Here is a 23,861-nt window from a genome sequence, read left to right as displayed (position 1 = left end):
CACGATCAAACGGACGGCATCAACGTGAAGTCAATTACGTATATATCAATTTCAAAGGAAATGATGGCTGGGGCGGCAGGATTCGAACCTGCGGATGCCGATACCAAAAACCGGTGCCTTACCACTTGGCGACGCCCCAGCAGGCGTGTGGCGCGTTTTTATTAAAAGCTATGCAGCCTGTAAAGAGCTTTCTTCAAAAAAATTACATTTTTATGATTGCGCTTTATTATTAAGGGCTTATCACTCATCCTAAATTACTGTTTTCTTTAACTTAAAAGATAAAAATGTAGGTTAGGCTATATTAAGATTCGATATGATAAAGTGATCAAATGATATTATCCAACCAAAGATCAATCAAATCGACAGCAGCAGCTTACCGGAGGCTTTCATGACAATTCTTATAACAGGTGCTGCCGGTTTCATTGGTTCCCATATTGCGCAACAGTATTGCACCCATGGTTATGACGTTATTGGCATTGATAATTTAAATGATTATTACAGTGTGGATCTAAAACAGGCGCGGCTTTCCAACCTAAAACATCATAAGAATTTCAATTTCTTCCATACCGATTTCGCCGACAAAGCAGCCTTGTTTGCACAAACGCAAAATAAAAAAATACAAAAGATCATTCACCTCGGGGCACAAGCAGGGGTTCGCTATTCGCTCAAAAACCCTGACGTCTATATAAATTCAAACCTGATAGGCCACGCAAATATATTGGAACTGGCGCGCTCGCTTGATAGTTTTGAACACCTTATCTACGCAAGTTCCAGTAGCGTATACGGCGCCAACACAAAACAACCCTTTGCGGAAACTGACCCAGTTAACCTACCGGTATCATTGTACGCAGCCACCAAACGCTCGAATGAGCTTATGAGCCAAAGCTACGCACATCTATACGGCATCCCTCAAACGGGCCTGCGACTGTTCACAGTATATGGCCCATGGGGGCGCCCTGATATGGCGCCTTGGCTGTTCACAGATGCCATTATCAACGAAAGGCCAATAAAGGTCTTTAATCACGGAGATATGGCGCGCGATTTCACCTTTATTGATGATATTGTTGACGGGATCACTGGGCTTGTAAAAACACCACCATCGAAAGGAGGCGTCAACAACTACGAAGGCTCCCCTAGCCCTCACCGAATATATAATATTGGCAATAACCAGCCAGAAAACTTGATGAAATTTATTTCCTGTCTTGAAAATGCCATTGGTAAGAAAGCCATCAAGGTATTTGAAGACCTACAGGACGGCGACCTTAAAGAAACGACCGCTAACATAGACGCCATCCACGCCCTTACTGGCTTTACCCCGAAAACACAATTGCAGGATGGTTTGAACAGCTTTGTTGAATGGTTCAAAACGTATCACAAGATTTCTTGAAGCCTGATAGAACAGGTCAGTTTTGTAATTTGTCAGCCATAACCCACCAATTTGGATATTCTGACTTAATCGCCCTTATAGCTTTTAGCGAAGCAGCCCTGCTTTCAAACAAGGCAAAACAGGTCGCACCACTTCCTGCCATTCTGACAATTTTAGCACCCTCCTGAGCGCCCAAACAATCAAGAACCAGATTGATTTCTGGGCAAATGGCTTTGGCGCTCTCTTCCAGTCCATTGTGGGTTTCGTGCAGCAAACTCGTGGTAACCGATTTCAATTCATCAGCTTCACATGTTTCCGCAAACTCGGACGTGGCTGCAAAGGTTTTGAATACTTGAGGGGTTGATACTGAAACCAACGGATTAACCAGCGTTATATATTCTGGCCCCTCATAGACGATATCTAAGGAAATATCTTCGCCAATGCCCTGCACTAATATTGGCTTACCATAAAGGCACGCTGGCACATCCGCCCCAAGCTTGATCGCTATTTCCTCAAGCTTCGCCAGTTCCCAGTCCAATCCCCAATAACGATTTAAAAGCCTAAGCGTTGCAGCGGCATCAGCAGAACCACCGCCGATCCCCGAAGCAATTGGCAAATTCTTCTCAAGCGTAATCGAAACATCCAACTCCTGATCAGAGGCACTTGCAAATACCCGCGCAGCCTCTTCGACCAGATTGGTGGCATCGCCCTGCCCATCCAATTCGCCAGCAAACGGTCCCTCAACCTTAAATTCGAATGTGTTTGAGGGGCTAAGCGTTAGCTTGTCACCATTTTCTGTAAAGGCAAAAATACTTTGCAGCAAATGATAGCCATCAGACCGCTTCCCCACCACATGCAGAAAGAGGTTGATTTTGGCTGGTGCCATAATTTGCAATGAACCAACATCAGCCATGGCCTAAATTCAATCCGATATTATAACTGGCCGGAAGCGAGGCCAAATGCCAACTTATCTTCAATCACATGCTGCTTGTCAGCGTCCGGACCATTATCAAGCGCATGGCGCCACTGAAAGCGGGCCTCAACGCGCCTGCCAACACGCCAATAGGCGTCGCCAAGATGCTCGCTGATTGTGGAATCGGTTGGGGCAAGCTTCACAGCTTTTTCCAACTCGGATACCGCTCTTTCATAATCGCCCGTCAGGTAATGAACCCATCCAAGGCTATCCGTAATTTGACCATCATTCGGGCGTGCTAGAACCGCCTTTTCAATCATAGCCTTTGCTTCGGTAATATTTTCACCGCGTTCAATCCATGAATACCCCAGATTATTCAGCAGATCAGGTTGATTGGGATCAAGCGTCAGTGCAAATTTCATATCAGCTTCAGCGCGTTCCCAGTCGCCGAGGTTTTGATAACTAATGGCACGTGCCAAATATAAAACCCAGTCATTCCGGCTCGGTTTTCTAATGCGGTCGATAACTTCGCTGTAATGCTGAACTGCCAAGGCAAAATCGCTATTACGCCTTGCAATATCACCGAGCTGCATCTTCAATTGACGATTATTTGGCTGCTCTTCCAATAAATCATTAATGAGCGCAACCGCCTGCGTGGTTTCGCCGCCCCGATCAAGAGCGGTCGCCCTTCGGTTTTTTGCGGCGAGCGAGAACCCTCTTCCGCCAGAAATGGAGGCATAAATCTCTGCGGCGCTTAATGGATTTTGAAGCTGTTCAAACAGTTCACCCAAGGTAAAATATAATACAGGAACATCAGGGGTCATGTATGACGCCAAGCGCAGATATATAATCGCGGCGCGGCGCGATTGTGCCTGCGTGAACTCCCTGGCAAGTCTCGTGAAAACAATGCCCATTGCACCATTTGGCGTCGCTGGGTTTTGCAAAGGCGCCTTGCCCTGCATAATCCTCGCGCTCGCCTGCACCAGAATTGGTGCCCCCTTGAAGCGTTTAATCTGCTCAGTAAAAACGCTACGCGCTTCAACTTTTTTACCATTTTCGAACAGCATATGGGCATATGCAGTAATCGGGTCGACAGAAGACAGCGTGTTCGCGGCAATCAATGCACGATATTTTTCTTCTGCGAGTTCATATTGCCTCATATAGTCAAGCATAAAAGCTTCATGCTCAAGCGCTATACTTCTAAGCTGTGAATTCGCTTTCAGCGGCGCTAGTATTTCATTCACCTTCTCAAGGTTGCGTTCCGCAGCAAAGGACCAGGCATTTAAAAGCGGCTTCAGAAGAAAACCAAAACCCGTTTGCAGGTCAGTATCCAGGCGCAGTCTTGCATCCTGCCATTCACGTTTTTTAAACGCTGCCAGAATATGCGTCAGCTTAACAAGATCATCCGCCTCATACTCTGGGAGCTCAATTATTCGGCCTGCCACTTCTGCGGCTTCATCCATACGCCCCGCGAACAAAAGTTGCGAAAAGGCTCTATCGCCAATAAATCCACTTTTGGGTGCGCCTTTATAGGCATCAAGGAAATACTCCGCTGCATTGGACTGCTGGTCATTTTGCTGCGCAAGCGTCGCTGCCAAAAAGGCACTGTAATGATTAATGCCAATATTGGCGTCTGATTTGAATTCGCTATACCAAGACCCCGTGACCGGAAGGCCTGCCTTATCACCAATATAGGGCTTAATTGGCCCCTTCTCAGCGGACGAGCAAGCAGCCATCACGAACGACAACACGCCCAATGATATAATTGAGCGTGCAGTTGATGCTTTTTTCCGGTTCAACGTCATTCGTGTAACGCTTCCTCTATAATACTTGATTACATATTTGGATAATTCGGTCCGCCACCGCCTTCTGGAACCACCCAATTGATATTTTGGGTTATATCCTTAATGTCACAGGTTTTGCAATGCACACAGTTTTGAGCATTGATTTGAAGACGTTTTTCAGTTGCGCCTTCATCCTCAACATATTCGTAAACGCCAGCGGGGCAGAAACGCTGCTCTGGTCCATCATAATCCGCAAGGTTTACTGAAACAGGAATAGAAGCGTCTTTCAACGTTAGGTGAATTGGCTGATCTTCCTCATGGTTTGTATTGGAAAGGAAGACACTAGACAGCTTATCAAATGTAATTTCACCGTCTGGCTTAGGATAATCAATAGGCTGCGCATCTTTGGCTTTTTTCAATGTTTCATTGTCTTTATGACCATGCTTAAGCGTTGGCATCAAACCGCCAAGGCCGATCGTATTCATCCACATGTCAAAACCAGCGTAAAGTGTACCGAGTTTCACGCCAAATTTGGAAAGCGCAGGACGCGCATTGCGAACCTTGTAGAGGTCTTTATATATCCAGCTATTCTTGAATGCTTCACCGTATGCCGTTAGTTCCTGATCTCCTTCAGAACCAGCGGCGATTGCGTCAAACGCGGCTTCCGCGGCTAACATGCCGGATTTCATCGCGTTGTGACTACCTTTAATTCTTGGGACATTCACAAAGCCCGCCGCGCAGCCAATGACCGCACCACCCGGGAATGAAAGTTTAGGTACGGATTGAAGTCCGCCTTCATTAATGGCTCTGGCACCGTATGCAACGCGGCGGCCGCCTTCCAGTATCTTTCTCACTTCAGGGTGTGTTTTAAAGCGCTGCATTTCATCAAACGGTGATAGATGCGGATTATCATAATCAAGCGTAACAACGAAACCGATTGCCACCTGATTATTTTCTTGATGATAGATAAATCCACCACCTGCCATATCAGCAATTGGCCAACCTTGGGTGTGAATTACGCGGCCTGCTTTGTGCTTCTCAGGCTCGATATCCCAAAGTTCTTTGATACCAATTCCGTATGTTTGATGTTCGCTATCTGCACGCAAGTCAAACTTGGCTTCTAATTCTTTTGTAAGCGATCCACGGCATCCTTCTGCAAACAGGGTGTATTTGGCGTGCAGTTCCATGCCTGGAGTGTAACCACCTTTTTGTTCGCCCTCTCGGCTGATCCCCATATCGCCGGTTGCAACCCCCTTCACACGGCCGTCTTCGTGATAAAGAACTTCAGCGCCCGCGAAACCAGGGTAAACTTCCACACCCATCGCTTCTGCCTGTTCTCCAAGCCAACGTGTTAGGTTCCCGAGCGAAAGTGTATACATCCCGTCGTTTGACATTAAGGGAGGCATCATGAAATGAGGGAATTCTGACTTATCTGTTTCAGATAAAATCCAATGATGGTTTTCGATAACCGGTGTATTTAAGGGAGCGCCTTTTTCTTTCCAGTCTGGGAACAATTCGTTTAGGGCGATAGGGTCGACAACAGCACCAGAAAGAATATGCGCTCCAACCTCAGACCCCTTCTCGATCACACAGACCATCAATTCCTGATCTTTTTCCTGTGCCATCTGCATCAAACGAATTGCCGCTGACAGACCGGCAGGCCCTCCACCAACAATAACAACATCAAATTCCATAGATTCGCGTTCCATTAAGCGCTCCTCATTTATTATTATCTACCTACGACACCTGATTACAGGCGTTCCTTACTTCCCTAAGGCATTACGTTTCATAGTGTTTATGCCTGTTAGAAGCACATAGGTCAAACGCTAGAAAACAAATTTACGTTAACGTTAAGTAATATTGACCGAAAGGCCCTGCGATATTCCGTAACAATAAGATTGTTTTGAAATACGCGATAAACTGTGCATAAAGGTTGGAGCTACTGTGTTCGTTTCGCTGCTGCCGCTACGACACATTAGATTGGCATGTAGAAAATTGGTATAATACTATTGTAAGTGAATGATCGAAACGTTTGAACAATATGATGATCTGACCATGCTCGAATGGCTTATTGCCGCAGGTGCCGACGAGGCGATCGGTGACGAGCCAGTTAACCGTTTTGAAGCAGCAAATGAAGTAAGAAGCACGGAAGCAACGCCCCAACAAGCGAATCAAGCCAGCACATTTCAACCCCAATCATCCCTGCCTAAATCATCCCTGCCCAAATCAACACCACGACCTGTTGCGCCTCAGCCCGTCAGCTCAACACACGGCGCCGGCTTTGAAGCCGCAACAGCGGTCGCTAATGCCGCCTCAACCCTGGAAGACCTCAAGGCCGCGATGGAGGCCTTTGATGGAGGGCTTTTGAAACGCTCTGCCAAAAATACAGTTTTTGCTGACGGTGTTGCTGGATCTGACCTTATGGTCATTGGGGAAGCACCAGGTGCCGACGAGGACCAACTGGGCAAACCATTTGTAGGTGTATCCGGGCAGTTGCTCGATAAAATGCTAGCCGCGATTGGAAGGTCACGGGAAACGAATACATATATCAGCAATATTGTGCCATGGCGCCCACTTGGTAACAGAACACCAGACCAGGCAATTATCACAATGTGTATGCCATTTATCAAACGGCATATTGAGCTTGCAAAACCAAAAGTCATTCTGATGCTCGGCGGTGTTGCTGCCAAATCGCTTCTTGAAAGCGATGATGGTATTACGCGCTTGCGCGGTAAATGGCGCGATCTTACTTTTTCCGGTCAGAAATATGCCGCAATACCGACATATCATCCTGCATACTTACTGAGGCAGCCTGCTCAAAAAGGAATGGCATGGCGCGATTTGTTGAGTATAAAAGAAAAATTATCGAGCGACGGATAACGTTATGAGTGCCTGTTTCAAAATATCGCTTTTACCCCTTGTTTTCCTGTCTTTGGCCATCAGCTCCATTAAACTGGAAGCGCAGGAAAGCCCTGAAAAACAGGCAATTGAAAACAGCATTAGTATCCCACAAGTTCTTAGTGATGCGGACATTAAACGTTACCAGCGTATCTTTGAACTGCAAACACAAGGTCGTTGGAAACAGGCAGACAAAGTAATTAAGTCCCTTGATGATGATCTGTTAATGGGTCACGTTCAGTTCCAGCGGTATATGCACCCCAAAAGCTATCGCAGTAAATTCAGTGAACTCTCAGGCTGGTTAAAAAGCTATGCTGACCATCCAAGTGCATGGCGTGTGTATAGGCTTGCCCGCAAGCGGCAAGGCCGCGCCCGCGCGCCCAAGCGCCCGATTGCTACCAAATATCCAGGCGTTACTGGGCAAACAGCAAAACCAAAACCCCCTTTACCTCGGCGCAACAGCACAGAGCGCAAGGCTGTTTCCAAATTCAAGGCAAATATCCGCAAATATATCCGAAGCGGCAGCCCGGACCGCGCTGAAAAACGCTACTGGGCAATGGACAAGCACGGACTATTGGCCGATTGGGAAAAAGCAGAGGCGCTAGAGCGTGTAGCAGCAAGCTATTATTATAAAGGCAATGATTTCAAAGCCCGCAGGTTCGGTGAAATCGCGGCTGAACTGGGCCGTGAGGTTGAGCCACAAGGCGATTGGATCGCAGGCCTTGCCGCGTGGCGAACAGGCGCTATCAATGCGGCCTACAAGCATTTTGATATCCTTAGCGGGTCAGCACGCGCCAGCGATTGGCTGGTATCGGCGGGGCATTTTTGGGCCAGCCGTGCTGCATACCGCCTTGGCCGTTTTGACGAAGGTGAAAGCCACCTAAAGAGCGCAAGCGGATATAGCAATACATTTTATGGCATGATTGCCATGCGCCAACTGGGCATTGAACTTGACCTTGACTGGGCGCTTCCGGTACTGGACAAAGGGGCTATGAATAACCTGTTTCGCTACAAGGCAACAAAGCGCGCGATTGCCCTTGCGGAATTAGGGCGCGGCGACTTAGCGGACGAAGAACTTCGCCTGCTTTGGGGCCGTGAAGGAGCCAGCATTCAAAAGGATGCGATGGCACTATCGGCCCACATGAACCTGCCCGCATTGCAAATGCGTTTGGCGCGTACAGGCCCAACGGCTGCCATTGCACCGAAGTCTGTAATGTATCCCCTGCCCGATTGGGCACCCGCCGATGGTTTCAGGATCGACCGTGCGTTTATTTTTGCGGTGATGCGACAGGAAAGCGATTTTATCAGCCGCGCCAAAAGCCGTGTGGGTGCAGGTGGATTAATGCAATTAATGCCCGCCACCGCGCGCTTCATATCCCGCCGCAATAAAGTGTTGCGCCAGAACCAGCACCGTCTCTCGGAACCACAATTTAATATGGCGCTTGGTCAGGTATATATGGAGCAACTGACAAGCACCGATTATATTGGGAACGATCTTTTCATGACGCTCGCCGCCTATAACGCGGGGCCTGGAAGCTTGATTGGCTGGCAAAAAAGCGTTGAATATCAAAAAGACCCGCTATTATTTATTGAATCTATTGGCTTTTACGAGACACGCAACTTTATCGAGCGTGTTGCCTCTAACCTTTGGCATTACCGTATGCGCCTTGGGCAACCCGTTCCAAGTCTGGATGCGATCGCGTCTGGCAAATGGCCGCAGATTGCCTCACTGGACACCGATGAGACCGAACGTAGTATCAAAAGCCTAAACAGAATTGCATTAAACAGGACCATTACCCGTGCCGAAGATTGATGAAACCCGTCCTTTCATTCCTGTAAATATCGCTGTCATGACGATTTCCGACACACGTACGGAAGCGGATGACAAATCTGGTGACACACTTGCCGCGCGCATTGAGGGCATTGGGCATAAAATAGGCGCTCGTAAAATCGTGAAAGATGACAAGTCATCGATCACCGAGCAGTTGAAGGCATGGATTGCGGATGATGGTATTGACGTAATTATTTCAACGGGCGGCACCGGCATCACTGGCCGCGATGTAACCCCTGAATGCTTCGAAGCCTTATACGACAAAGCCATCCCTGGGTTTGGTGAGTTGTTCAGAATGTTATCCTATGATCTGATCGGAACAAGCACGATCCAAAGCCGGTGCACAGGCGGCCTCTCTGGCGGTACTTTAATGTTCGCGCTTCCCGGTTCAACAGGCGCAGTCAAAGATGGGTGGGATAAAATCCTCGTCACTCAGCTCGATAACCGCTTCCGACCCTGCAATTTTGTGGAATTAATGCCGCGATTTAAAGAAGTTTGATTTCGCCTTTCTTAATGCAACACAAAATTGCCATTTTCCTGCTATAGTTTACAATTGATTTAAACGTTAAACGATTAGGGGAGTTCTCATGCGTCAGTTTGTGATTGTTTCAACGCTAGCTATTTCAATAGCAATACCGGCTTTTGCGGATAAAAAGGATGATATTAAAGTTTTCAAAGAGGCCTATGCGGCCTACAATGAAGCCCTGAACACATCGAATAATACCCTGCAGTATTCTACGGCGAAGGCAGCATTCGAAGCCGGACTAAGAGCCTTCGGAGACAAACACAAAAATACGGCAAACCTTGCCTTTAATTATGCAAAAGCCGCGAACAATGCGCATAAAAAAGATGAGGCAGTTAAAGCGCTTAAAATCACAGAGAACCTATACACTAGTATATACGGTGAAGATGCACCCGAACTGATTGATGTGTACCTTGAAAAGGCAGAAGCTGCGATCAACGCATTCAAAGACCAAAGGAGAGGGCGTCGCTATTACAAAAAAGCGCTCGATTTAACGCTTAAACATTACGAGGAAGATAGCTACATTGAAGGTGTGATTCGCAAAGAAATCGGAAACATTTTGCTTTATGAAGCACGTACTGAAAATGCCGTCAAACACCTCGTAAAAGCCAAAGCTATTTTAGAGTCCTACGGTGAAAATGCACTAGCAGAGCTTGCGGCCACGAACTTTTCTCTCGGAAAATATTATCTAGCCGACAAAAAATACGAAGACGCTTCAGAGCATTTTACACAATCACTTAATGTATATGAAAAATATGCGCCTTCATCCCAAACTACCCTAGCGACCCATGCTTTTCTTATCAGAGCCTATGAAGAACAAGGCTTAAGTGATAAGGCGACACAGCATTGTCGCGCAATAGGAGCCGCAACACCGACTGAAGCAAGCCGGGACTATCTACCTGTATACCGAGTTGGTCCCACATACCCCAGTAGCGCCGCCAATAATGGCAAAGAAGGGTATGCAATCGTCGAGTTAACTGTAGATAAAAATGGGTTTGTTACAAATCCGAAAGTAATCGACTACAAGGGAAGTTCTGCTTTTGGCAAAGCTGCAATCAAAGCAGCCAGTAAATTCCGCTATGCACCTCGCTTTGAAAGCGGCAAGGCAGTTGCCACAGAGGGTGTCAAATATCGCTTTAGCTTTGATCTAGCCGATTAATAAACACTCTTCATCACATTTCCCCTTCCTAAATTTGTTTTGGTCGCCTAATCTGGCGATCAATTTACAAAAGCAATTCACTAAGGGGAGTTAGTGTGGGTACTTTAAAGCGGGTTTTCATTGGTATTCTTGCTGTCATGGCAGCTTCCAGCGCCGGATTTGCGCAGGACGGTGAAAGCGATAATATCTTCATCAAAGCCGCAACCGATGTGATCAATGCTCTCGGTGATTTTGTATTCAGTACAATCAATGTATTCGGAACTGATATCGAATGGGTTGTGGCCTTTCTGGCCGCACCGATGATTATTCTGACTGTCTATTTTGGGTTCATCAATTTAAAAAGCTTCGGCATTGCCTATAAAATCGTGCGAGGGCGCTATCACGACGAAAACGCCCCTGGCGAAGTTACCCAGTTTCAGGCGCTTGCAACTGCCCTATCGGGAACTGTTGGCCTTGGAAATATTGCGGGCGTCGCCGTCGCTATTGCCAAAGGTGGCCCCGGCGCAACGCTTTGGATGATCATCATTGGCTTGCTTGCCATGACGCTAAAATTTGCGGAATGTACACTGGGCGTAAAATACCGCACGGTCCGAGAAGACGGCACAATCGCAGGCGGGCCCATGTATTATCTGCAAAAGGGTCTGACGGAAAAAGGATGGACCAAGGCTGGTTTATTCCTTGCGTGGACGTATGGTATTTTGGCACTACCAACGTTTCTTCAGGTGGCGCAGGTTAATCAGGCATACAGTCAATTAAGCGCAGTAACGGGCCTTAATAGCGATTTCGCTGCATGGACCTTTGGGGCCATTTTTGCGGGCCTCACTGCCGTCGTTATCATTGGCGGTATCCGCTCTATTGCAAATGTAACATCCAAACTGGTTCCTTTGATGTGCCTAATTTATGTTTTGGCGGCACTTTTTGTAATCCTCGGTAATATTGGTGAGGTACCAGCCGCCTTTGGTACCATTATTTCGAGCGCTATGAACCCGGATGCTGCCACCGGCGGCGTTTTAGGTGTTATTGTTATTGGTATGCAGCGCGCCGTATATTCAAGTGAAGCGGGCCTCGGCTCAGCCACAATGGCGCACGCTGCCGCGAAAACTAACGAACCTGTATCAGAAGGTATGGTTGCGTTGATGGAACCGTTCATTGATACGGTTGTTGTTTGCACTATGACGGCGCTTGTTATCGTGATTACGGGTACATATACCGTTGAAGGCTACAGTGATATTCAAATGACATCAGCTGCCTTTGGTTCAATCATCAGTTGGTTCCCGATTGTTCTGGCGGTAGCCGTTTTGATGTTTGCTTTCTCAACCGTGATCAGCTGGGGCTATTACGCTGGTAAAATATGGGAATTTGTTATCGGTGGCTCTGATAAGTCGATGACGACATTCAAAATTATTTTCTGCGCTGCTCTCGTGCCCGGTGCGGTGTTCACATCAGATACCGTATTCACCCTAATGGATAGTATGTTTTTCCTAATGGCGATCCCGAACATCATCGGCATTTACATTCTGGCACCAGAGATCAAGCGTGATGTCGCAAGCTATATAGCCAGATTAAAATCCGGTGAAATCAAGGAAACCAAAGCCTAATGGATATTTAGACCGGTCGAAATATAGACGGCGCGGTGATCATCTATTCCGGTTAGGCCAAATTTCGAAACGAAAAGGGGGAATATCATGTTCCGATCACTATTGATGGCTTCATTAATTTTGCTTGGCTTTAGTTTGACCGTAATCGCGGATAGCGAAGCAGACCGGAAAGCAATTGACGCAACATTGGACGGTGTTCACCGCCATGCGTCAACAGGGGATTGGAATGAATATTTCGACCTTTATACCAAAGATGCCGTATTCATGGGCACAGACATTACAGAGCGCTGGGACATGCCGACATTCATGGCCTACGCCAAGGAACGCCCAAGCGGTTGGCATTACTGGGCTATTGAGCGCCATGTTGATTTTACCCCGGATGGCAATAGCGCATGGTTCGACGAAATCCTAGATAACGAAAAATACGGGAAAAGCCGTGGGACCGGCGTTTTAGTGCGTACCCAAAATGGCTGGAAGGTGGCCCAATACCATCTGACCTTCCCTATTCCCAATGATATTTTCGTTGAAGTGATCAAGGACATTCGAGCGTTCGAGGCGAAAGTCAAAACCGAGCACAAAGACTGACACCGTATTACTGGAGAAACTGAGTTCCGACATCATGGAAGAGTATCAGAACGGTATCTGGTTTGTTTATGACGGTGACTGTCCGATTTGCCGTATGGCCGCACACGCACTGAAAATCAAAGAAGAATACGGCGCTTTAAATCTTTTGAATGCGAGGGAAGCCGAAGGAACAGCCCTTTTGGCAGAAATCAACAAACGTAAGTTTGACCTTGATGAAGGGATGGTTATCTATGTTGACGGCCAATTTTATCACGGTAAAAGTGCGCTAAAATTTATGGCCCGTTTTGGTGACAAAAAAGGTCTGTTTAACTGGTTTACCCAATCCCTATTCTGGTCAGATACCCTGGCGAGGCTTCTCTATCCACTTATGCGGGGCTGCCGTAACCTTTTAATCCGGTTAAACGGCAGCGGCAAAATCAGGAATTTGGAAGATCCGTCATAAAAAAAGCTATCATTCCGGCTTCGGAACATTCTCAACCATTTTAAACAAGCGTTTCGGGAATAGACGTTTTACCCAAAGTGCACTCATTTCACGGCCCTCACCAACTGCAATTTCCGGTTTTCCTTTATGGAAGCCATCCATAATCACCTTAACGCAGGCTGTCACATCCATTCCGCCCGCGATATTCTGATCGGTTTTACCAAACTCGCTTCCGTCACCCTTCAGGGCATATTTGGAAATATTCGTGCGGATAAAGCCCGGTGTTATAGTGGTAACACGTATGCCAGAGTTCGCCATTTCTGCCCGAAGCGCATCATAAAACCCCATAACCGCGTGCTTGGCTGCGCAGTAACCTGTTCGGTACGGCACACCGATTTTTCCTGCCACCGATGATGTGATCGCAATATGCCCTTCTTTCTGATCGAGCATAATCGGAAGCACCATCTTAGTAAGGGCGATCTGACCAAACACATCCACATCAAAAAGCTTCCGGTATGTTTCCATATCTGTATCAACGCACAAAGAACGCTGTGAAATCCCTGCGTTGTTGATAAGCATATGAATGCGGCCTGTGTGTGCATGCGCGGCCTTAACCTTCTCAGCCATCGCAGTTTCGTCAGTAACATCGAGGGCAAGCGTTAGGATATCAGCATCACGACTGCCTGCCTTCACACAGCCTTCCTTTACGCGTTCCAATTCATCCATACGACGGGCTGATAAAATCAGCTTGGCACCTTCGTTTGCAAACTCGTACGCCAGTGCTTCACCGATACCGGACGATGCCCCGGTGATCCAAACTGTTTTATCCTTAAACGACTGTACCATGATGAATTATCCCTTTCCTTAAACCCGAATACAGGCTAACTGCATCATAAGAATGCTTCAACAGGCAATCAGCCCTATGCCATTTTTTTGATCTGAGTATCTTTGGTGAAGGCAAAACGAAATTAAAACAGGTGATGCATGAGTGATGTTTCAAACAAGCCATTAGCAGAGCAATCGTTAATATCACTATCAAAGGCGTTAACAGAGAGTCAGATTACATCGGTTCAAATCACCGAAGCCTGCCTTGAGTCTGTAGAGCAGCAAAACACTTCCCTTAATGCTATTACGAGCGTGCAAACTGAGGCAGCACTAAAGGCTGCACAAGATAGCGATACCCGCCGTGCGGGCGGCCAAGCCCTTGGCCCGCTTGATGGCATTCCCTTTGGTTTCAAAGCGAATATCTTAGTCGAAGGGTATGCGGACCATGCAGGGATAAGGGGGCGAAAATCAAGCGTTGCCCCAAATGACAGCCACGCCATTTCCAAACTAAAGGCAGCAGGTTTGATCCCGTTTGCGCAAACCAATATGGACGAAGGCGCGCTTGGCATTACAGGGCGAAATGACTATTTTGGTGACACGATAAACCCGCTGAATAGTCAGTTCAGCCCCGGGGGAAGTTCTTCGGGTACAGCCGCAGCGCTTGCTGCGAACATGATGCCAGCGGCCCTTGGTTCCGATAGCTTAGGCAGTATTCGTATTCCTGCAAGCTTGTGCGGTATTGTGGGACTAAAGCCAAGCCGCAACCTTGTGCGCACCCTTGGCACCATTCCCCTTTCGTGGACATTCGACCATGTGGGGCCAATGACGCGCAGTGTTGACGACACATTTATGATGTTATCTGCCCTTCTTGGCATCCCGGCCAGCGCTGACAAGCTACCAAATGATATAAAGGGCATGAAAATCGGTGTTCCTTATGATTTCATTCCAAATTGCCCTGCCCTGTCGGACGAAGTGTTTCACAACTTCGAAACGGCAGTGCAGAAACTTAAGGATCTTGGAGCCCTTATTCAACCTATGAATTTCAGAAATTATGATATTGATATTGCCCGCAAGGCAGCATTTGAAATCTGCGAAATTGAAATGGCAGAGTTTCACGGCGCCATGTACCATGAAACGCCGGATGCTTTCAGCGAACGCTTCAAGGGCATGATCGAATGGGGCATGAAAGCGGGCGACAACATCAAGTTAAAGGCTATGACGGCAATCGCGCGCATGGGCGACAGTGTGGACGAAGCCATGATGCCACTCGACGCCATTATCACCCCTACAACACCCGTAAGTACATTCGGTGCAAGCGAACAAGCGCCAAAAGGCATGTATGATTATACGGCCCCCGCCAATTTCGCAGGCATGCCCGCCATCAGCATTCCCTTTGGCCTTTCATCAGAGAACGCCATGCCCTTCGGCCTTCAGATAATGGGAAACATCCTGTCCGAGCGCAAAATCATAACCATTGCGAGAATGTTAGAAGGGCTAAACCCTACCCGTTCCATTTAAAGTCGGGTTTTCGTTTTTCCGAGTATGCGCGGAAGCCCTCCAGCCCGTCATCAGCGTCATGTGCGTCATTGAACAGATTGGATGTTCGCTCGTCATCATCAATCTGACCATCCAGAATTGCCTGAATATTTGCTTTCATATGTTGGATGGAAAACGCCGATAGCTCAGAGATACGCCCTGCAAAGGCAAGAACACTGGCCCTTAGGCCTTCTTCTGGGATCAATTCGTCAATCAACCCAATTTCCTGGGCTTTTTGGGCATCGATCTGATCGGCAGAAAACAGAAGCATCTTCGCGCGGGCGGGCCCCACGAGGTCAACGAGTTCTTTCGTGTCATTTAAGGGATAAACGATCCCAAGTTTTGCTGGCGTTATAGCGAAGCGGGATCGTTCGCTCGCAAACCGCACATCACAGTGGATTGCGAGGCCGCATCCACCACCGATACACAGGCCATCAATCATAGCAATCACGGGTTTTCGCGCACGCGCGAGCGCGCGCTGCCCGTTCCGGATGGCGAGGCGGTTAACTTCCTGAATATCTGGGTTACCAACGCCCGCACCAATATCACCGATATCAGCCCCGGTCGAAAACGCCTTACCGCCCAAACCTGTTATGATGATCGCGCGTACATCATGGTCATTATCAAGCGCTGCGACACAGGCAGGGATTTGTTGCCACATACTGATTTTAAGCGCGTTATATTTTTCAGGCCGGTTAATATATATCCATCCAATCGCGCCTGTTTTCGCAATATGGATTGGTGCGCTAGTATCCCACAAGGATTGATCGTTATCTGACATATGTGCCATTTCCTATTTCATATTTTTAATTGCTATGTGCCCCAATATTGCTTTTTCAAAACAAGCTGGGTTGCTTTTCTTCTTCGGGCGGATTGAGGCATGCAGGGTCATCAAACCTGATACTGTTCACCCGCGTACTAACAGGTTTGCTATGAAACGCGCCTTCAGCTTCCCAGTCGAATGATTTCAAAAATGTTGGGGGCAGCGGGTCATGCGGCATGAGCCAGCGGTCATAATCCGCGGGCTTTACCACCAGGGGCTTCCGGTGATGGGTTGCCCTCAAAGGGCCTGTTGCTTCTGCGGTTATAATTGCAAAGGTCTCCAGCCAAAATTCGCCGTCCGGCCCGTGCCATGTGGACCACACACCAGCAAAGGCCGCAAGTTCGTTCAAACCATTTGCGCCAACCTTCTGAATAAAATAAGGCTGCTTTTTACCGTTCACTGATTTCCATTCATACCAACCGTTAAACGGAACCAGGCAGCGACGTCGCTTTATGCTTGATCGAAACGAGGGCTTTGCCTCAATGGTTTCAACGCGGGCGTTAATAAGGGGTTTGGTATTTTTTTCCTTCGCCCATTCGGGAACAAAATTCCATTCAAGTGCAGCGAGTTCGCGCGCGCCTCGGGTGCCGAATACTTGCGTGTCCGCTTCACGGATAACCAGCACAGGCTGGGTCGGGGCAATATTGTAACGTTCAGGGATCATATGCGGGGTTTGCACCCCAAAAAGGGCTGCAATCTCAGCCTGATCAGATGTTAACATGAACCGTCCGCACATGAACTATTGCCTCACTTTAAATCACAACGCACTATACGCCATACCGATCAGTTGAAAACAAGAAATCAGGAAAATTCAGTGCCAAATGACCATAAACATACTGTTCCAAAGTACCCTGTTGTCGGGGTTGGCGCTGTCGTTTTCTTTGGAGACAAAGTTTTATTGATCAAACGCGGGAAACCACCGAAAGAAGATGAATGGAGCCTGCCTGGTGGCCGTCAGGAAATCGGTGAACGCGTGATTGATACAATGGTCCGCGAAGTGTTTGAAGAAACTAGCCTGAAGGTCAAACCCGGTCCATTATTGGACGTAATCGACTATATTGAACACAGCAATGGTCAGATAGCATTTCACTATACCTTAATTGACTATATGGCGGAAAGTACAAGCGATCAGCCAGTCGCCGCAAGCGACGCGAAGGACGCTCGCTTTTTCACGCTAGAGGACGCTCTCAACCTTCCCTTATGGTCAGAGACCAAACGCATGATTTTGCTAGGTGCAGAAAAAAAGGGGCTGACACTCCCCCCTTTGATACCATAAAAGACTATAAGTCTTTCCCTATTCCACTGGACTAATATAAAACCAAGGACCTGACCGCGTATGTCACAGCCTGAACCAAATTCCCAGCCAAGACCATCAGCCCGCAGCCTGATTGGTATGTTTGTCCTGATTTTTGGTTTAACGCTATACGCGTTCGGCGCTGCCGCGATTGGCGATATTATCGAACCGTGGCCCTTGGCGATCGAAATGATCTTTTATCTGATCGCTGGCATATTATGGATTTTCCCTGCCAAAAAAATCCTTGAATGGATGGGTAAGGGTCACAAAAAAGACGGCGAATCTTAGGTATTTAAAACCAATTCAACCATCACACCATAATGATCGGAAACAGGTACTAAATCGCCGCCCTGAACAGGCACGATACAGCTCTCGTATAATACCTCTGCATTTGTAACAGACATATTGGACGCCATATCGGGCGACAGGAAAATATGGTCAATCCGCTGCGAAATTGCACCCGCATGTGCGCCTTGGCGGTTTAAAATATTATTGGCGTCCCATGTTATCTTAAGCGGCTCATCATGCGTATTCGCAAATCTGGCGTAGGCATCAACATATCCATAGTTCGCCAGTAATTTATAATTTTCTTCGGCGATTTCAGGGCCCGCATTAAAATCACCCATGATAATCTTATAGTCACTTTGAAACAGACCTTCGCCTTCGTTTAACAGGTCATACGTCTGTTGAATTTGGTTACCCCGCGCCGTGATATTGCTCGGGTGGTCCTGCGCTAATTCAGTACCGCCCCCTGTTGGGTGAATATTGGCAATATCAACCGTTAGGTCAGGCCCCAAAACAACCTCTGCCGCCATAATGGACTTACTTGCGAAATAGCGTTCATCGCGCGGGCCGTCATCCATTTTAATAAGGGCGGTATTTCGGATTGGATATTTCGATAAAAGCATCAGGCCATTTTGAACCCGCCACAGAGTATTATCGGCGTGGTAATGATAGGGGTAAATATCCGAAAGCGCATCCAAAACAAATTCTGCTTGTCGGTCGCTGTAAAGTTCCTGAAGGGCAATAATATCCGCATCCGTACTCTTAAGAGCATCAGGCAAATATTGAAGGCGTTCCTCCAGATAATCCGAAGGTTTGAACAGCTCAAAGCCCAAGAGTTTCACCTCCAAGAGGCCAACATTGTAGGTTAGAATTTTTAAGGACTTCACATTGGTCGCCGGTACCGTGATTTCCCGCGCGTCAGAACGATCGCGCCCAACATAAATTTCACCAATAGCGATACATACGAAAAGCGCTGACAAAATAATCAGCGCTTTGATACTATAACTTACAGCAGCTTTAAGAAAATTCATTCATTTCATTCCTGCTGCTAATACTAATAATTATGGTGGGTTGTAATGGTCTTAACACCCAAGCGGACGAGGCTTAATCACTCACCAGCCGCTTCAGCGGTAATCGCCGCGATTGCCTTGGTCATGCCGCCGATTTGTGGTGGAACCGGATCAAGTTCCCACGCATCGCTGACGAACGCTGGTTCCCGGTATGTCAGCATTACAGAACCTTCACTGTCTTCCCAAACGACAACCCGTAGTGGAAGATCAAGACCAACACGCTGATTAATCTGCATCAAGGGCGTTCCCGCTTTTGGATGGCCGAATAAAACCAGAAGCGTTGGGCGAAGCTCAAGCTCAGCGGCCGCAGCACCCTTCGCGTGATCAACCTTGGCAATAACCTTAAGCCCGCGCGAGGTTATTGCCTCTTCAAGCTTTGTAACTGTTTCAGAGAATGAGAATTTGCTTTTGACATCCATTGTATCACCACCTGCTTTTATCTGGGTTGATACTGATATTACCAGTAGAATAGCCAACCCTATTTTTACTGCAGTGTGAATGACAGTGTTCATAACAAATTCCCATTAAACTCTATGTTACCAAGGTGTTACCAGTGATCTAGGATATTAACGCCTTAGGCCGTTGGTAATGAATAGTCCTTAAATTGATCCCGTAGATCCTTTTTGGATATTTTACCGGTTGCCGTATGGGGCAATTCGTTCACAAACTGAACGTCATCAGGTAACCACCATTTCGCAACATGCTTCACAAGATGCTCATTCATGGCTTCAAGCGTGGTTGTTTTGCCTTCCTCCATCACTAGAACAAGTAGTGGACGTTCATCCCATTTTGGATGGAAAACACCAATAACAGCTGCTTCGGCCACATCAGGATGGGCAACAGCCGCATTCTCAAGGTCAATCGAACTAATCCATTCACCGCCGGATTTGATCACATCCTTCGCGCGGTCAGTGATCTGCATGTACCCATATTCATCGATGCAGGCCACATCACCCGTATCAAACCAGTTATTATCATCCAGTATTTGACCAGCTTCGCCTTTGAAATACTCTTTGATAACCCATGGCCCACGAACATAAAGCCCACCAGAGCTTTCACCGTCACGCGGCAGGTCATTACCGTCATCATCCTTAACAGACATCTCAACGCCCAGAACCGAACGGCCTTGCTTACACTGGATATCCAGTTTTTCTTCCTTGCTAAGGTTTTGAACCGCTGCATTTTCACTACCAAGCGACCCAAGCGGGCTGGTTTCGGTCATACCCCATGCATGGTTCACACGAACACCGTATTCGTCCTGGAAGGTCTGGATCATGCTGCGCGGCGCCGCAGAGCCACCAATGGTTACAGTCGTTAGCTTGCCAACATCTTTGCCAGTTGCCTGCAAATATTTAAGCATTCCAAGCCATACAGTCGGCACCGCTGCTGTCACGGTCACCCCTTCGTCCATCATCAATTGATGCAGGGTTTCTGGGTCATGATGCGGGCCGTTGAACGCAACCTTGGCGCCGCAGCCTGCTGCCGCATACGGGATACCCCACGCGTTTGCATGGAACATGGGTACCACGGGCAAAATAACCGACTGACCACCAATACCAAGCGTGTCACCGGCAAGGGCCACAAGTGTGTGCAAGAAGTTAGAGCGATGCGAATACAGTACGCCCTTCGGGTTACCTGTTGTACCCGATGTGTAGCAAAGGCTACAGGCGGTATTTTCATCAAACTGCGGCCAATCATAATTGCCGTCTTCTGCGCCGATAAATTCTTCGTATGAAAGCGCACCCTTTAGGGTCGTGTCCGGCATATGGTCGCGGCCAACCATGATGACAAATGTTTCAATACTTGTCAGATGCTCAACGAGTTTTTCAACCAAAGGCACAAAGGTAATATCGAGGAATAAAAGCTTATCCTCTGCATGGTTCATAATATATATAAGTTGCTCAGGGAAAAGACGTGGGTTGATTGTATGTGTAACAGCGCCCATTCCTGATGCACCGAACCAAATTTCTGCATGGCGGTGTGAATTCCACGCCAAAGTTCCAACCCGGTCACCCAGTTTAATGCCAGCTCGCTCTAACGCCTGAGCGCACATTTTTGAGCGCTTCGCCATATCAGCATAAGTATATTTGAACTTACCGCCTTCAGGTAAAAGGCCAACAATTTCCCGGTTCGGATGGTTAACCGCTGCATGATCAATAAACTTTGAAACCAATAATGGCCAATCCTGCATCAAGCCCAGCATTGAGATCTCCCTATTCAATTAAGCACTTCCATTAATTACTATAAATTCGCGCCCGTGAATATCAATCGCATAATTCGCTTTTTTGGCTTAGCCCCATAAAACAAGACCTTAAAGACAAGGGAATTGTCTTTGCAACAATATCTTGGTCATATTCTTGCTGTTTTTTCTGGATAATCCCTACATATTGATTCATATTCAGAATTATATTTATAAATTTAATCCTATTTCAGCGTAGGGAGAGCCGTTGTGGCACTATTTTCAGGATTTAAAAAACCTCTTGCTCTTATCTTAATCGCATTTTTGGCTGCGTGCTCCAGTTCAAGCTCAACAAGCAAACCATCGTCTTCACAGCCCAGAATCAGTACACCGGAAAATACATATTCTGAGGAATCGATTGTTGACGCTGGTGCTGGCTACTTGGGCAAAGGCGCAGAAGTGGTTGCAAAGGCGCTTGAAGGCGTTTTCAAAAGCTATGGACGCCCGAATGCCTACATTACCGGCAATGAAGCTGGCGGCGGTTTGATAGTTGGCCTTCGTTATGGCGGCGGTGACCTGTATCATAAGATCGAGGGACAACGCCCTATCCACTGGACAGGTCCATCCATTGGCTTTGACGCTGGCGCAGACGCTGTAAAAACTTTCGCCCTTGTTTATAACCTCTATGACACCGAAGAAATCTATACGCGTGTCGGCGCGCTTGAAGGATCATTTTATTTCGTAGGTGGCCTCGGGGTTAGCGTATACGGCAAGAAGGATGTTGTAATCGCGATTGTCCGTGTTGGTGTTGGCCTTCGTGCACAGGCATCCGTCGGTTACTTGAAATTCACCAAGAAAACCAGCTATCTGCCATTCTAATCAACGACTGAAATACTTATTTCTTGAAAAATATTTGGGGTATCTGATCCACTCAGGTACCCTTTTGTTTGGGCTTTACCTCCGTTGACCGATGTAATAAGCCACACCCAGTTTTTCTCAATTGAACGCATATGGTCCGTTTTAGATGGAGCGGGCATCCCATTAGGGTGAGAATGCCAAACGCCGATCACCTCAGCGCCGCCCGCCCGCGCTTGCTTCTGCAACCGAATATAAAGCGAAGGATCAATTTCAAAGGATGTTGTTTTATCATCTTCGCTCATATTATCACTGAGGCAAACCTGAGTGATTTGGGCATTTTCACCAACCCAAGTTCCTAGGAGCAAAGCACATGCTTCCTCAGGAAAGGCAGTCAGTGCACTATTTTCTAGCTCTGTGAGGTGATTTTTTAAAAGCCTTATCATTCGTTAGCATTATGAAGGATTGAGCGGGATAGATATCGTATCAACACTGCCATCATTACGGTTCACAATCATGATAACATCGCTACCGTCTTTAAGTTGGAAAGTCAGTATAACACTATGATAATCAACAGTTGACGCAACGAGCTTACCTCCAACAGGTCGATCAACTTCAATTTTTTCAAGATACTCAGGCCAAGAATTTTCAATTAAACTTAAAAACTCTTTCGATGGTTCTTTTACTTTTTTCTCAGAAATACTCACAGTATCAGTTGTTATATTCTCATCACCCTTGTCGCCAATCAGAACCTTCATCACGATCACCACAAGCATACCAATGATCGCAAGTCCTAAAACAACGACTGTAATGATCAACCACACTGGCGGCTTATCTTCTGCACCGTCAGCAGGATTTTGACCGTTTGGATCATTGTTGGGGGTGACATTTCCCTGATTTACGCTCATAAGGTTCTCCATGACCGATACATATACCATCATCGTTACCGAAGACACGGCAGGTGTGCGTCTTGATAAATTATTGACGCAGCATATTCCTGACATGTCCAGGTCTAGGTTAAAAAACCTGATTAACGATCAGGCTGTTGCCTTGGTTTCATCATCTGGTGCGCGCACCATACCGACACCATCGCGAACGGTCAAACCCGGTGATCAAATTGAAATCATAATTCCTGATGCCGTTGAACCCGACCCGGTCGCAGAAGATATCCCCTTGGATGTAGTTTTTGAGGACGAGCATATCATTCTTGTGAACAAACCGGCTGGTATGGTCGTACACCCTGCACCCGGGAGCCCAACAGGTACGCTTGTGAACGCGCTGCTTCATCACTGCGGCGATAGCCTTAGCGGGATTGGGGGTGTCAAACGCCCCGGAATTGTTCACAGGATTGATAAAGATACCAGCGGTATCATTATCATGGCAAAACATGATAAGGCGCACACAGGGCTCGCTGAACAGTTTGCCGACCACTCAATCGAGCGACTGTATACCGCTATATGCAAAGGGCATCCTAATCCCGCAAATAATCGTATCGAAGGCCATATCGCACGTCATTCCAGCGACCGTAAGAAAATGGCTGTCTATGATGGGCACGGGAAATGGGCAGCAACACATTACCGAACAATTGCTAATTATCAGGCGGGCGGTAAAGCGATTGCGTCCCTCATTGAATGCAAGTTGGAAACAGGCCGTACCCATCAGGTTCGCGTTCATATGAACCACATCGGTCATACCCTGATTGGTGACCCTGTTTATGGCCGTACTGCAAAGCTGTCTGGCGCGATTGCAGGACCTGTACGCGCTGCCATTCAATCGTTTGACAGGCAAGCCCTGCATGCCCGCACACTCGGCTTCATACATCCAATTTCAGGAAAACCCTTTAAATTCGAGAGCGAATTACCATATGATATGAAAGGGCTAGTTGAAACACTGACACCATATAAGGTGTAAGCTGC

The 23,861-nt window shown here is 47.4% G+C and carries 24 protein-coding genes and 1 tRNA gene; 13 read left to right on the top strand and 12 right to left on the bottom strand.

Going from position 1 to position 23,861, the window contains the following annotated elements:
* Nucleotides 1–64: 64 nt before the first annotated feature.
* Nucleotides 65–139: transfer RNA gene (locus KFF44_RS06225), tRNA-Gln, on the bottom strand.
* A 249-nt stretch (nucleotides 140–388) separates the two neighbouring features.
* Here KFF44_RS06225 and KFF44_RS06220 point away from each other — a divergent pair.
* Nucleotides 389–1,387: an NAD-dependent epimerase/dehydratase family protein gene (locus tag KFF44_RS06220; protein ID WP_255938227.1), complete on the top strand. Its 999-nt coding sequence runs from the start codon at nucleotides 389–391 to the stop codon at nucleotides 1,385–1,387.
* A 16-nt stretch (nucleotides 1,388–1,403) separates the two neighbouring features.
* Here KFF44_RS06220 and KFF44_RS06215 read toward each other — a convergent pair whose 3' ends face one another.
* The 3 genes from KFF44_RS06215 to KFF44_RS06205 are packed head-to-tail and all read right to left on the bottom strand — an operon-like array spanning nucleotide 1,404 to nucleotide 5,772.
* Nucleotides 1,404–2,279 (bottom strand): 4-(cytidine 5'-diphospho)-2-C-methyl-D-erythritol kinase, encoded by an 876-nt coding sequence (locus KFF44_RS06215; RefSeq protein ID WP_255938226.1) that lies wholly within the window; start codon nucleotides 2,277–2,279, stop codon nucleotides 1,404–1,406.
* Between the two features lie 20 nt (nucleotides 2,280–2,299).
* Nucleotides 2,300–4,084, bottom strand: coding sequence for a tetratricopeptide repeat protein (locus KFF44_RS06210; RefSeq protein WP_255938225.1), 1,785 nt, complete (start codon nucleotides 4,082–4,084; stop codon nucleotides 2,300–2,302).
* Between the two features lie 29 nt (nucleotides 4,085–4,113).
* A complete protein-coding gene (locus KFF44_RS06205; RefSeq protein WP_255938224.1) occupies nucleotides 4,114–5,772 on the bottom strand; it encodes an electron transfer flavoprotein-ubiquinone oxidoreductase in 1,659 nt (552 codons plus the stop codon).
* A gap of 310 nt (nucleotides 5,773–6,082) precedes the next feature.
* Between KFF44_RS06205 and KFF44_RS06200 the strand changes: the two genes are divergently transcribed.
* From KFF44_RS06200 to KFF44_RS06170, 7 genes are all read left to right on the top strand, one after another.
* The gene (locus KFF44_RS06200; RefSeq protein ID WP_255938222.1) at nucleotides 6,083–6,943 is read left to right on the top strand and encodes a uracil-DNA glycosylase; all 861 of its coding nucleotides are present in this window, start codon (nucleotides 6,083–6,085) and stop codon (nucleotides 6,941–6,943) included.
* A 4-nt stretch (nucleotides 6,944–6,947) separates the two neighbouring features.
* Nucleotides 6,948–8,774, top strand: coding sequence for a lytic transglycosylase domain-containing protein (locus tag KFF44_RS06195; protein ID WP_255938220.1), 1,827 nt, complete (start codon nucleotides 6,948–6,950; stop codon nucleotides 8,772–8,774).
* Nucleotides 8,761–9,291, top strand: coding sequence for a molybdenum cofactor biosynthesis protein B (gene moaB / locus KFF44_RS06190; protein WP_255938219.1), 531 nt, complete (start codon nucleotides 8,761–8,763; stop codon nucleotides 9,289–9,291). Before KFF44_RS06195 ends, moaB begins: the two co-directional genes overlap by 14 nt.
* Before the next feature lie 88 nt (nucleotides 9,292–9,379).
* Nucleotides 9,380–10,474: a TonB family protein gene (locus KFF44_RS06185; RefSeq protein WP_255938217.1), complete on the top strand. Its 1,095-nt coding sequence runs from the start codon at nucleotides 9,380–9,382 to the stop codon at nucleotides 10,472–10,474.
* 95 nt (nucleotides 10,475–10,569) lie between these two features.
* Nucleotides 10,570–12,072 carry a sodium:alanine symporter family protein gene (locus tag KFF44_RS06180; RefSeq protein ID WP_255938215.1) on the top strand — a complete coding sequence of 501 codons (1,503 nt, stop codon included), beginning with the start codon at nucleotides 10,570–10,572 and terminating at the stop codon, nucleotides 12,070–12,072.
* An 87-nt stretch (nucleotides 12,073–12,159) separates the two neighbouring features.
* A complete protein-coding gene (locus KFF44_RS06175; protein WP_255938214.1) occupies nucleotides 12,160–12,657 on the top strand; it encodes a nuclear transport factor 2 family protein in 498 nt (165 codons plus the stop codon).
* Between the two features lie 34 nt (nucleotides 12,658–12,691).
* Nucleotides 12,692–13,099 (top strand): DCC1-like thiol-disulfide oxidoreductase family protein, encoded by a 408-nt coding sequence (locus KFF44_RS06170; RefSeq protein WP_255938213.1) that lies wholly within the window; start codon nucleotides 12,692–12,694, stop codon nucleotides 13,097–13,099.
* A gap of 9 nt (nucleotides 13,100–13,108) precedes the next feature.
* Here the strand turns inward: KFF44_RS06170 and KFF44_RS06165 are convergent, their stop codons facing one another.
* Nucleotides 13,109–13,924, bottom strand: coding sequence for an SDR family oxidoreductase (locus tag KFF44_RS06165; RefSeq protein WP_255938212.1), 816 nt, complete (start codon nucleotides 13,922–13,924; stop codon nucleotides 13,109–13,111).
* A gap of 138 nt (nucleotides 13,925–14,062) precedes the next feature.
* Between KFF44_RS06165 and KFF44_RS06160 the strand changes: the two genes are divergently transcribed.
* On the top strand, nucleotides 14,063–15,421 hold the full coding sequence (locus KFF44_RS06160) for an amidase (RefSeq protein ID WP_255938211.1): 1,359 nt from the start codon (nucleotides 14,063–14,065) through the stop codon (nucleotides 15,419–15,421).
* On the opposite strand, the gene KFF44_RS06155 is transcribed toward KFF44_RS06160, so the two are convergent.
* Entirely contained in the window at nucleotides 15,405–16,220 is an 816-nt protein-coding gene (locus tag KFF44_RS06155; protein WP_255938210.1) for an enoyl-CoA hydratase/isomerase family protein, read from the bottom strand. The two genes, KFF44_RS06160 and KFF44_RS06155, sit on opposite strands and share 17 nt — an antisense overlap.
* A gap of 55 nt (nucleotides 16,221–16,275) precedes the next feature.
* On the bottom strand, nucleotides 16,276–16,998 hold the full coding sequence (locus tag KFF44_RS06150) for an SOS response-associated peptidase (protein WP_255938208.1): 723 nt from the start codon (nucleotides 16,996–16,998) through the stop codon (nucleotides 16,276–16,278).
* A 78-nt stretch (nucleotides 16,999–17,076) separates the two neighbouring features.
* Between KFF44_RS06150 and KFF44_RS06145 the strand changes: the two genes are divergently transcribed.
* Entirely contained in the window at nucleotides 17,077–17,538 is a 462-nt protein-coding gene (locus KFF44_RS06145; RefSeq protein ID WP_255938207.1) for an NUDIX hydrolase, read from the top strand.
* A gap of 60 nt (nucleotides 17,539–17,598) precedes the next feature.
* Nucleotides 17,599–17,844: a DUF2842 domain-containing protein gene (locus KFF44_RS06140; RefSeq protein WP_255938206.1), complete on the top strand. Its 246-nt coding sequence runs from the start codon at nucleotides 17,599–17,601 to the stop codon at nucleotides 17,842–17,844.
* On the opposite strand, the gene KFF44_RS06135 is transcribed toward KFF44_RS06140, so the two are convergent.
* The 3 genes from KFF44_RS06135 to KFF44_RS06125 all read right to left on the bottom strand — a co-directional run bounded on the left by KFF44_RS06135 (nucleotide 17,841) and on the right by KFF44_RS06125 (nucleotide 21,114).
* A complete protein-coding gene (locus KFF44_RS06135) occupies nucleotides 17,841–18,872 on the bottom strand; it encodes an endonuclease/exonuclease/phosphatase family protein (RefSeq protein WP_255938205.1) in 1,032 nt (343 codons plus the stop codon). The genes KFF44_RS06140 and KFF44_RS06135 overlap by 4 nt on opposite strands.
* Before the next feature lie 77 nt (nucleotides 18,873–18,949).
* A complete protein-coding gene (locus KFF44_RS06130) occupies nucleotides 18,950–19,423 on the bottom strand; it encodes a DUF302 domain-containing protein (RefSeq protein WP_255938204.1) in 474 nt (157 codons plus the stop codon).
* Between the two features lie 62 nt (nucleotides 19,424–19,485).
* A complete protein-coding gene (locus tag KFF44_RS06125; protein WP_255938203.1) occupies nucleotides 19,486–21,114 on the bottom strand; it encodes a long-chain-fatty-acid--CoA ligase in 1,629 nt (542 codons plus the stop codon).
* Between the two features lie 246 nt (nucleotides 21,115–21,360).
* On the opposite strand from KFF44_RS06125, the gene KFF44_RS06120 reads away from it, so the two are divergent.
* Complete coding sequence (locus KFF44_RS06120; protein ID WP_255938202.1) at nucleotides 21,361–21,969, top strand: DUF1134 domain-containing protein; 609 nt, start codon at nucleotides 21,361–21,363, stop codon at nucleotides 21,967–21,969.
* Here KFF44_RS06120 and KFF44_RS06115 read toward each other — a convergent pair.
* Nucleotides 21,966–22,391 (bottom strand): Mov34/MPN/PAD-1 family protein, encoded by a 426-nt coding sequence (locus KFF44_RS06115; RefSeq protein WP_255938200.1) that lies wholly within the window; start codon nucleotides 22,389–22,391, stop codon nucleotides 21,966–21,968. The two genes, KFF44_RS06120 and KFF44_RS06115, sit on opposite strands and share 4 nt — an antisense overlap.
* A 9-nt stretch (nucleotides 22,392–22,400) precedes the next feature.
* Nucleotides 22,401–22,853, bottom strand: coding sequence for a hypothetical protein (locus KFF44_RS06110; RefSeq protein WP_255938199.1), 453 nt, complete (start codon nucleotides 22,851–22,853; stop codon nucleotides 22,401–22,403).
* Nucleotides 22,854–22,863: 10 nt separating this feature from the next.
* On the opposite strand from KFF44_RS06110, the gene KFF44_RS06105 reads away from it, so the two are divergent.
* Nucleotides 22,864–23,856 (top strand): RluA family pseudouridine synthase, encoded by a 993-nt coding sequence (locus KFF44_RS06105; RefSeq protein WP_255938198.1) that lies wholly within the window; start codon nucleotides 22,864–22,866, stop codon nucleotides 23,854–23,856.
* Nucleotides 23,857–23,861: the final 5 nt, after the last annotated feature.

Source organism: Kordiimonas sp. SCSIO 12610 (assembly GCF_024398015.1).
Classification (GTDB): Bacteria; Pseudomonadota; Alphaproteobacteria; order Sphingomonadales; family Kordiimonadaceae; genus CANLMI01.
The sequence above is the reverse complement of the archived record's forward strand: the minus strand, read 5'-3'. Positions and strand labels throughout refer to the sequence as shown.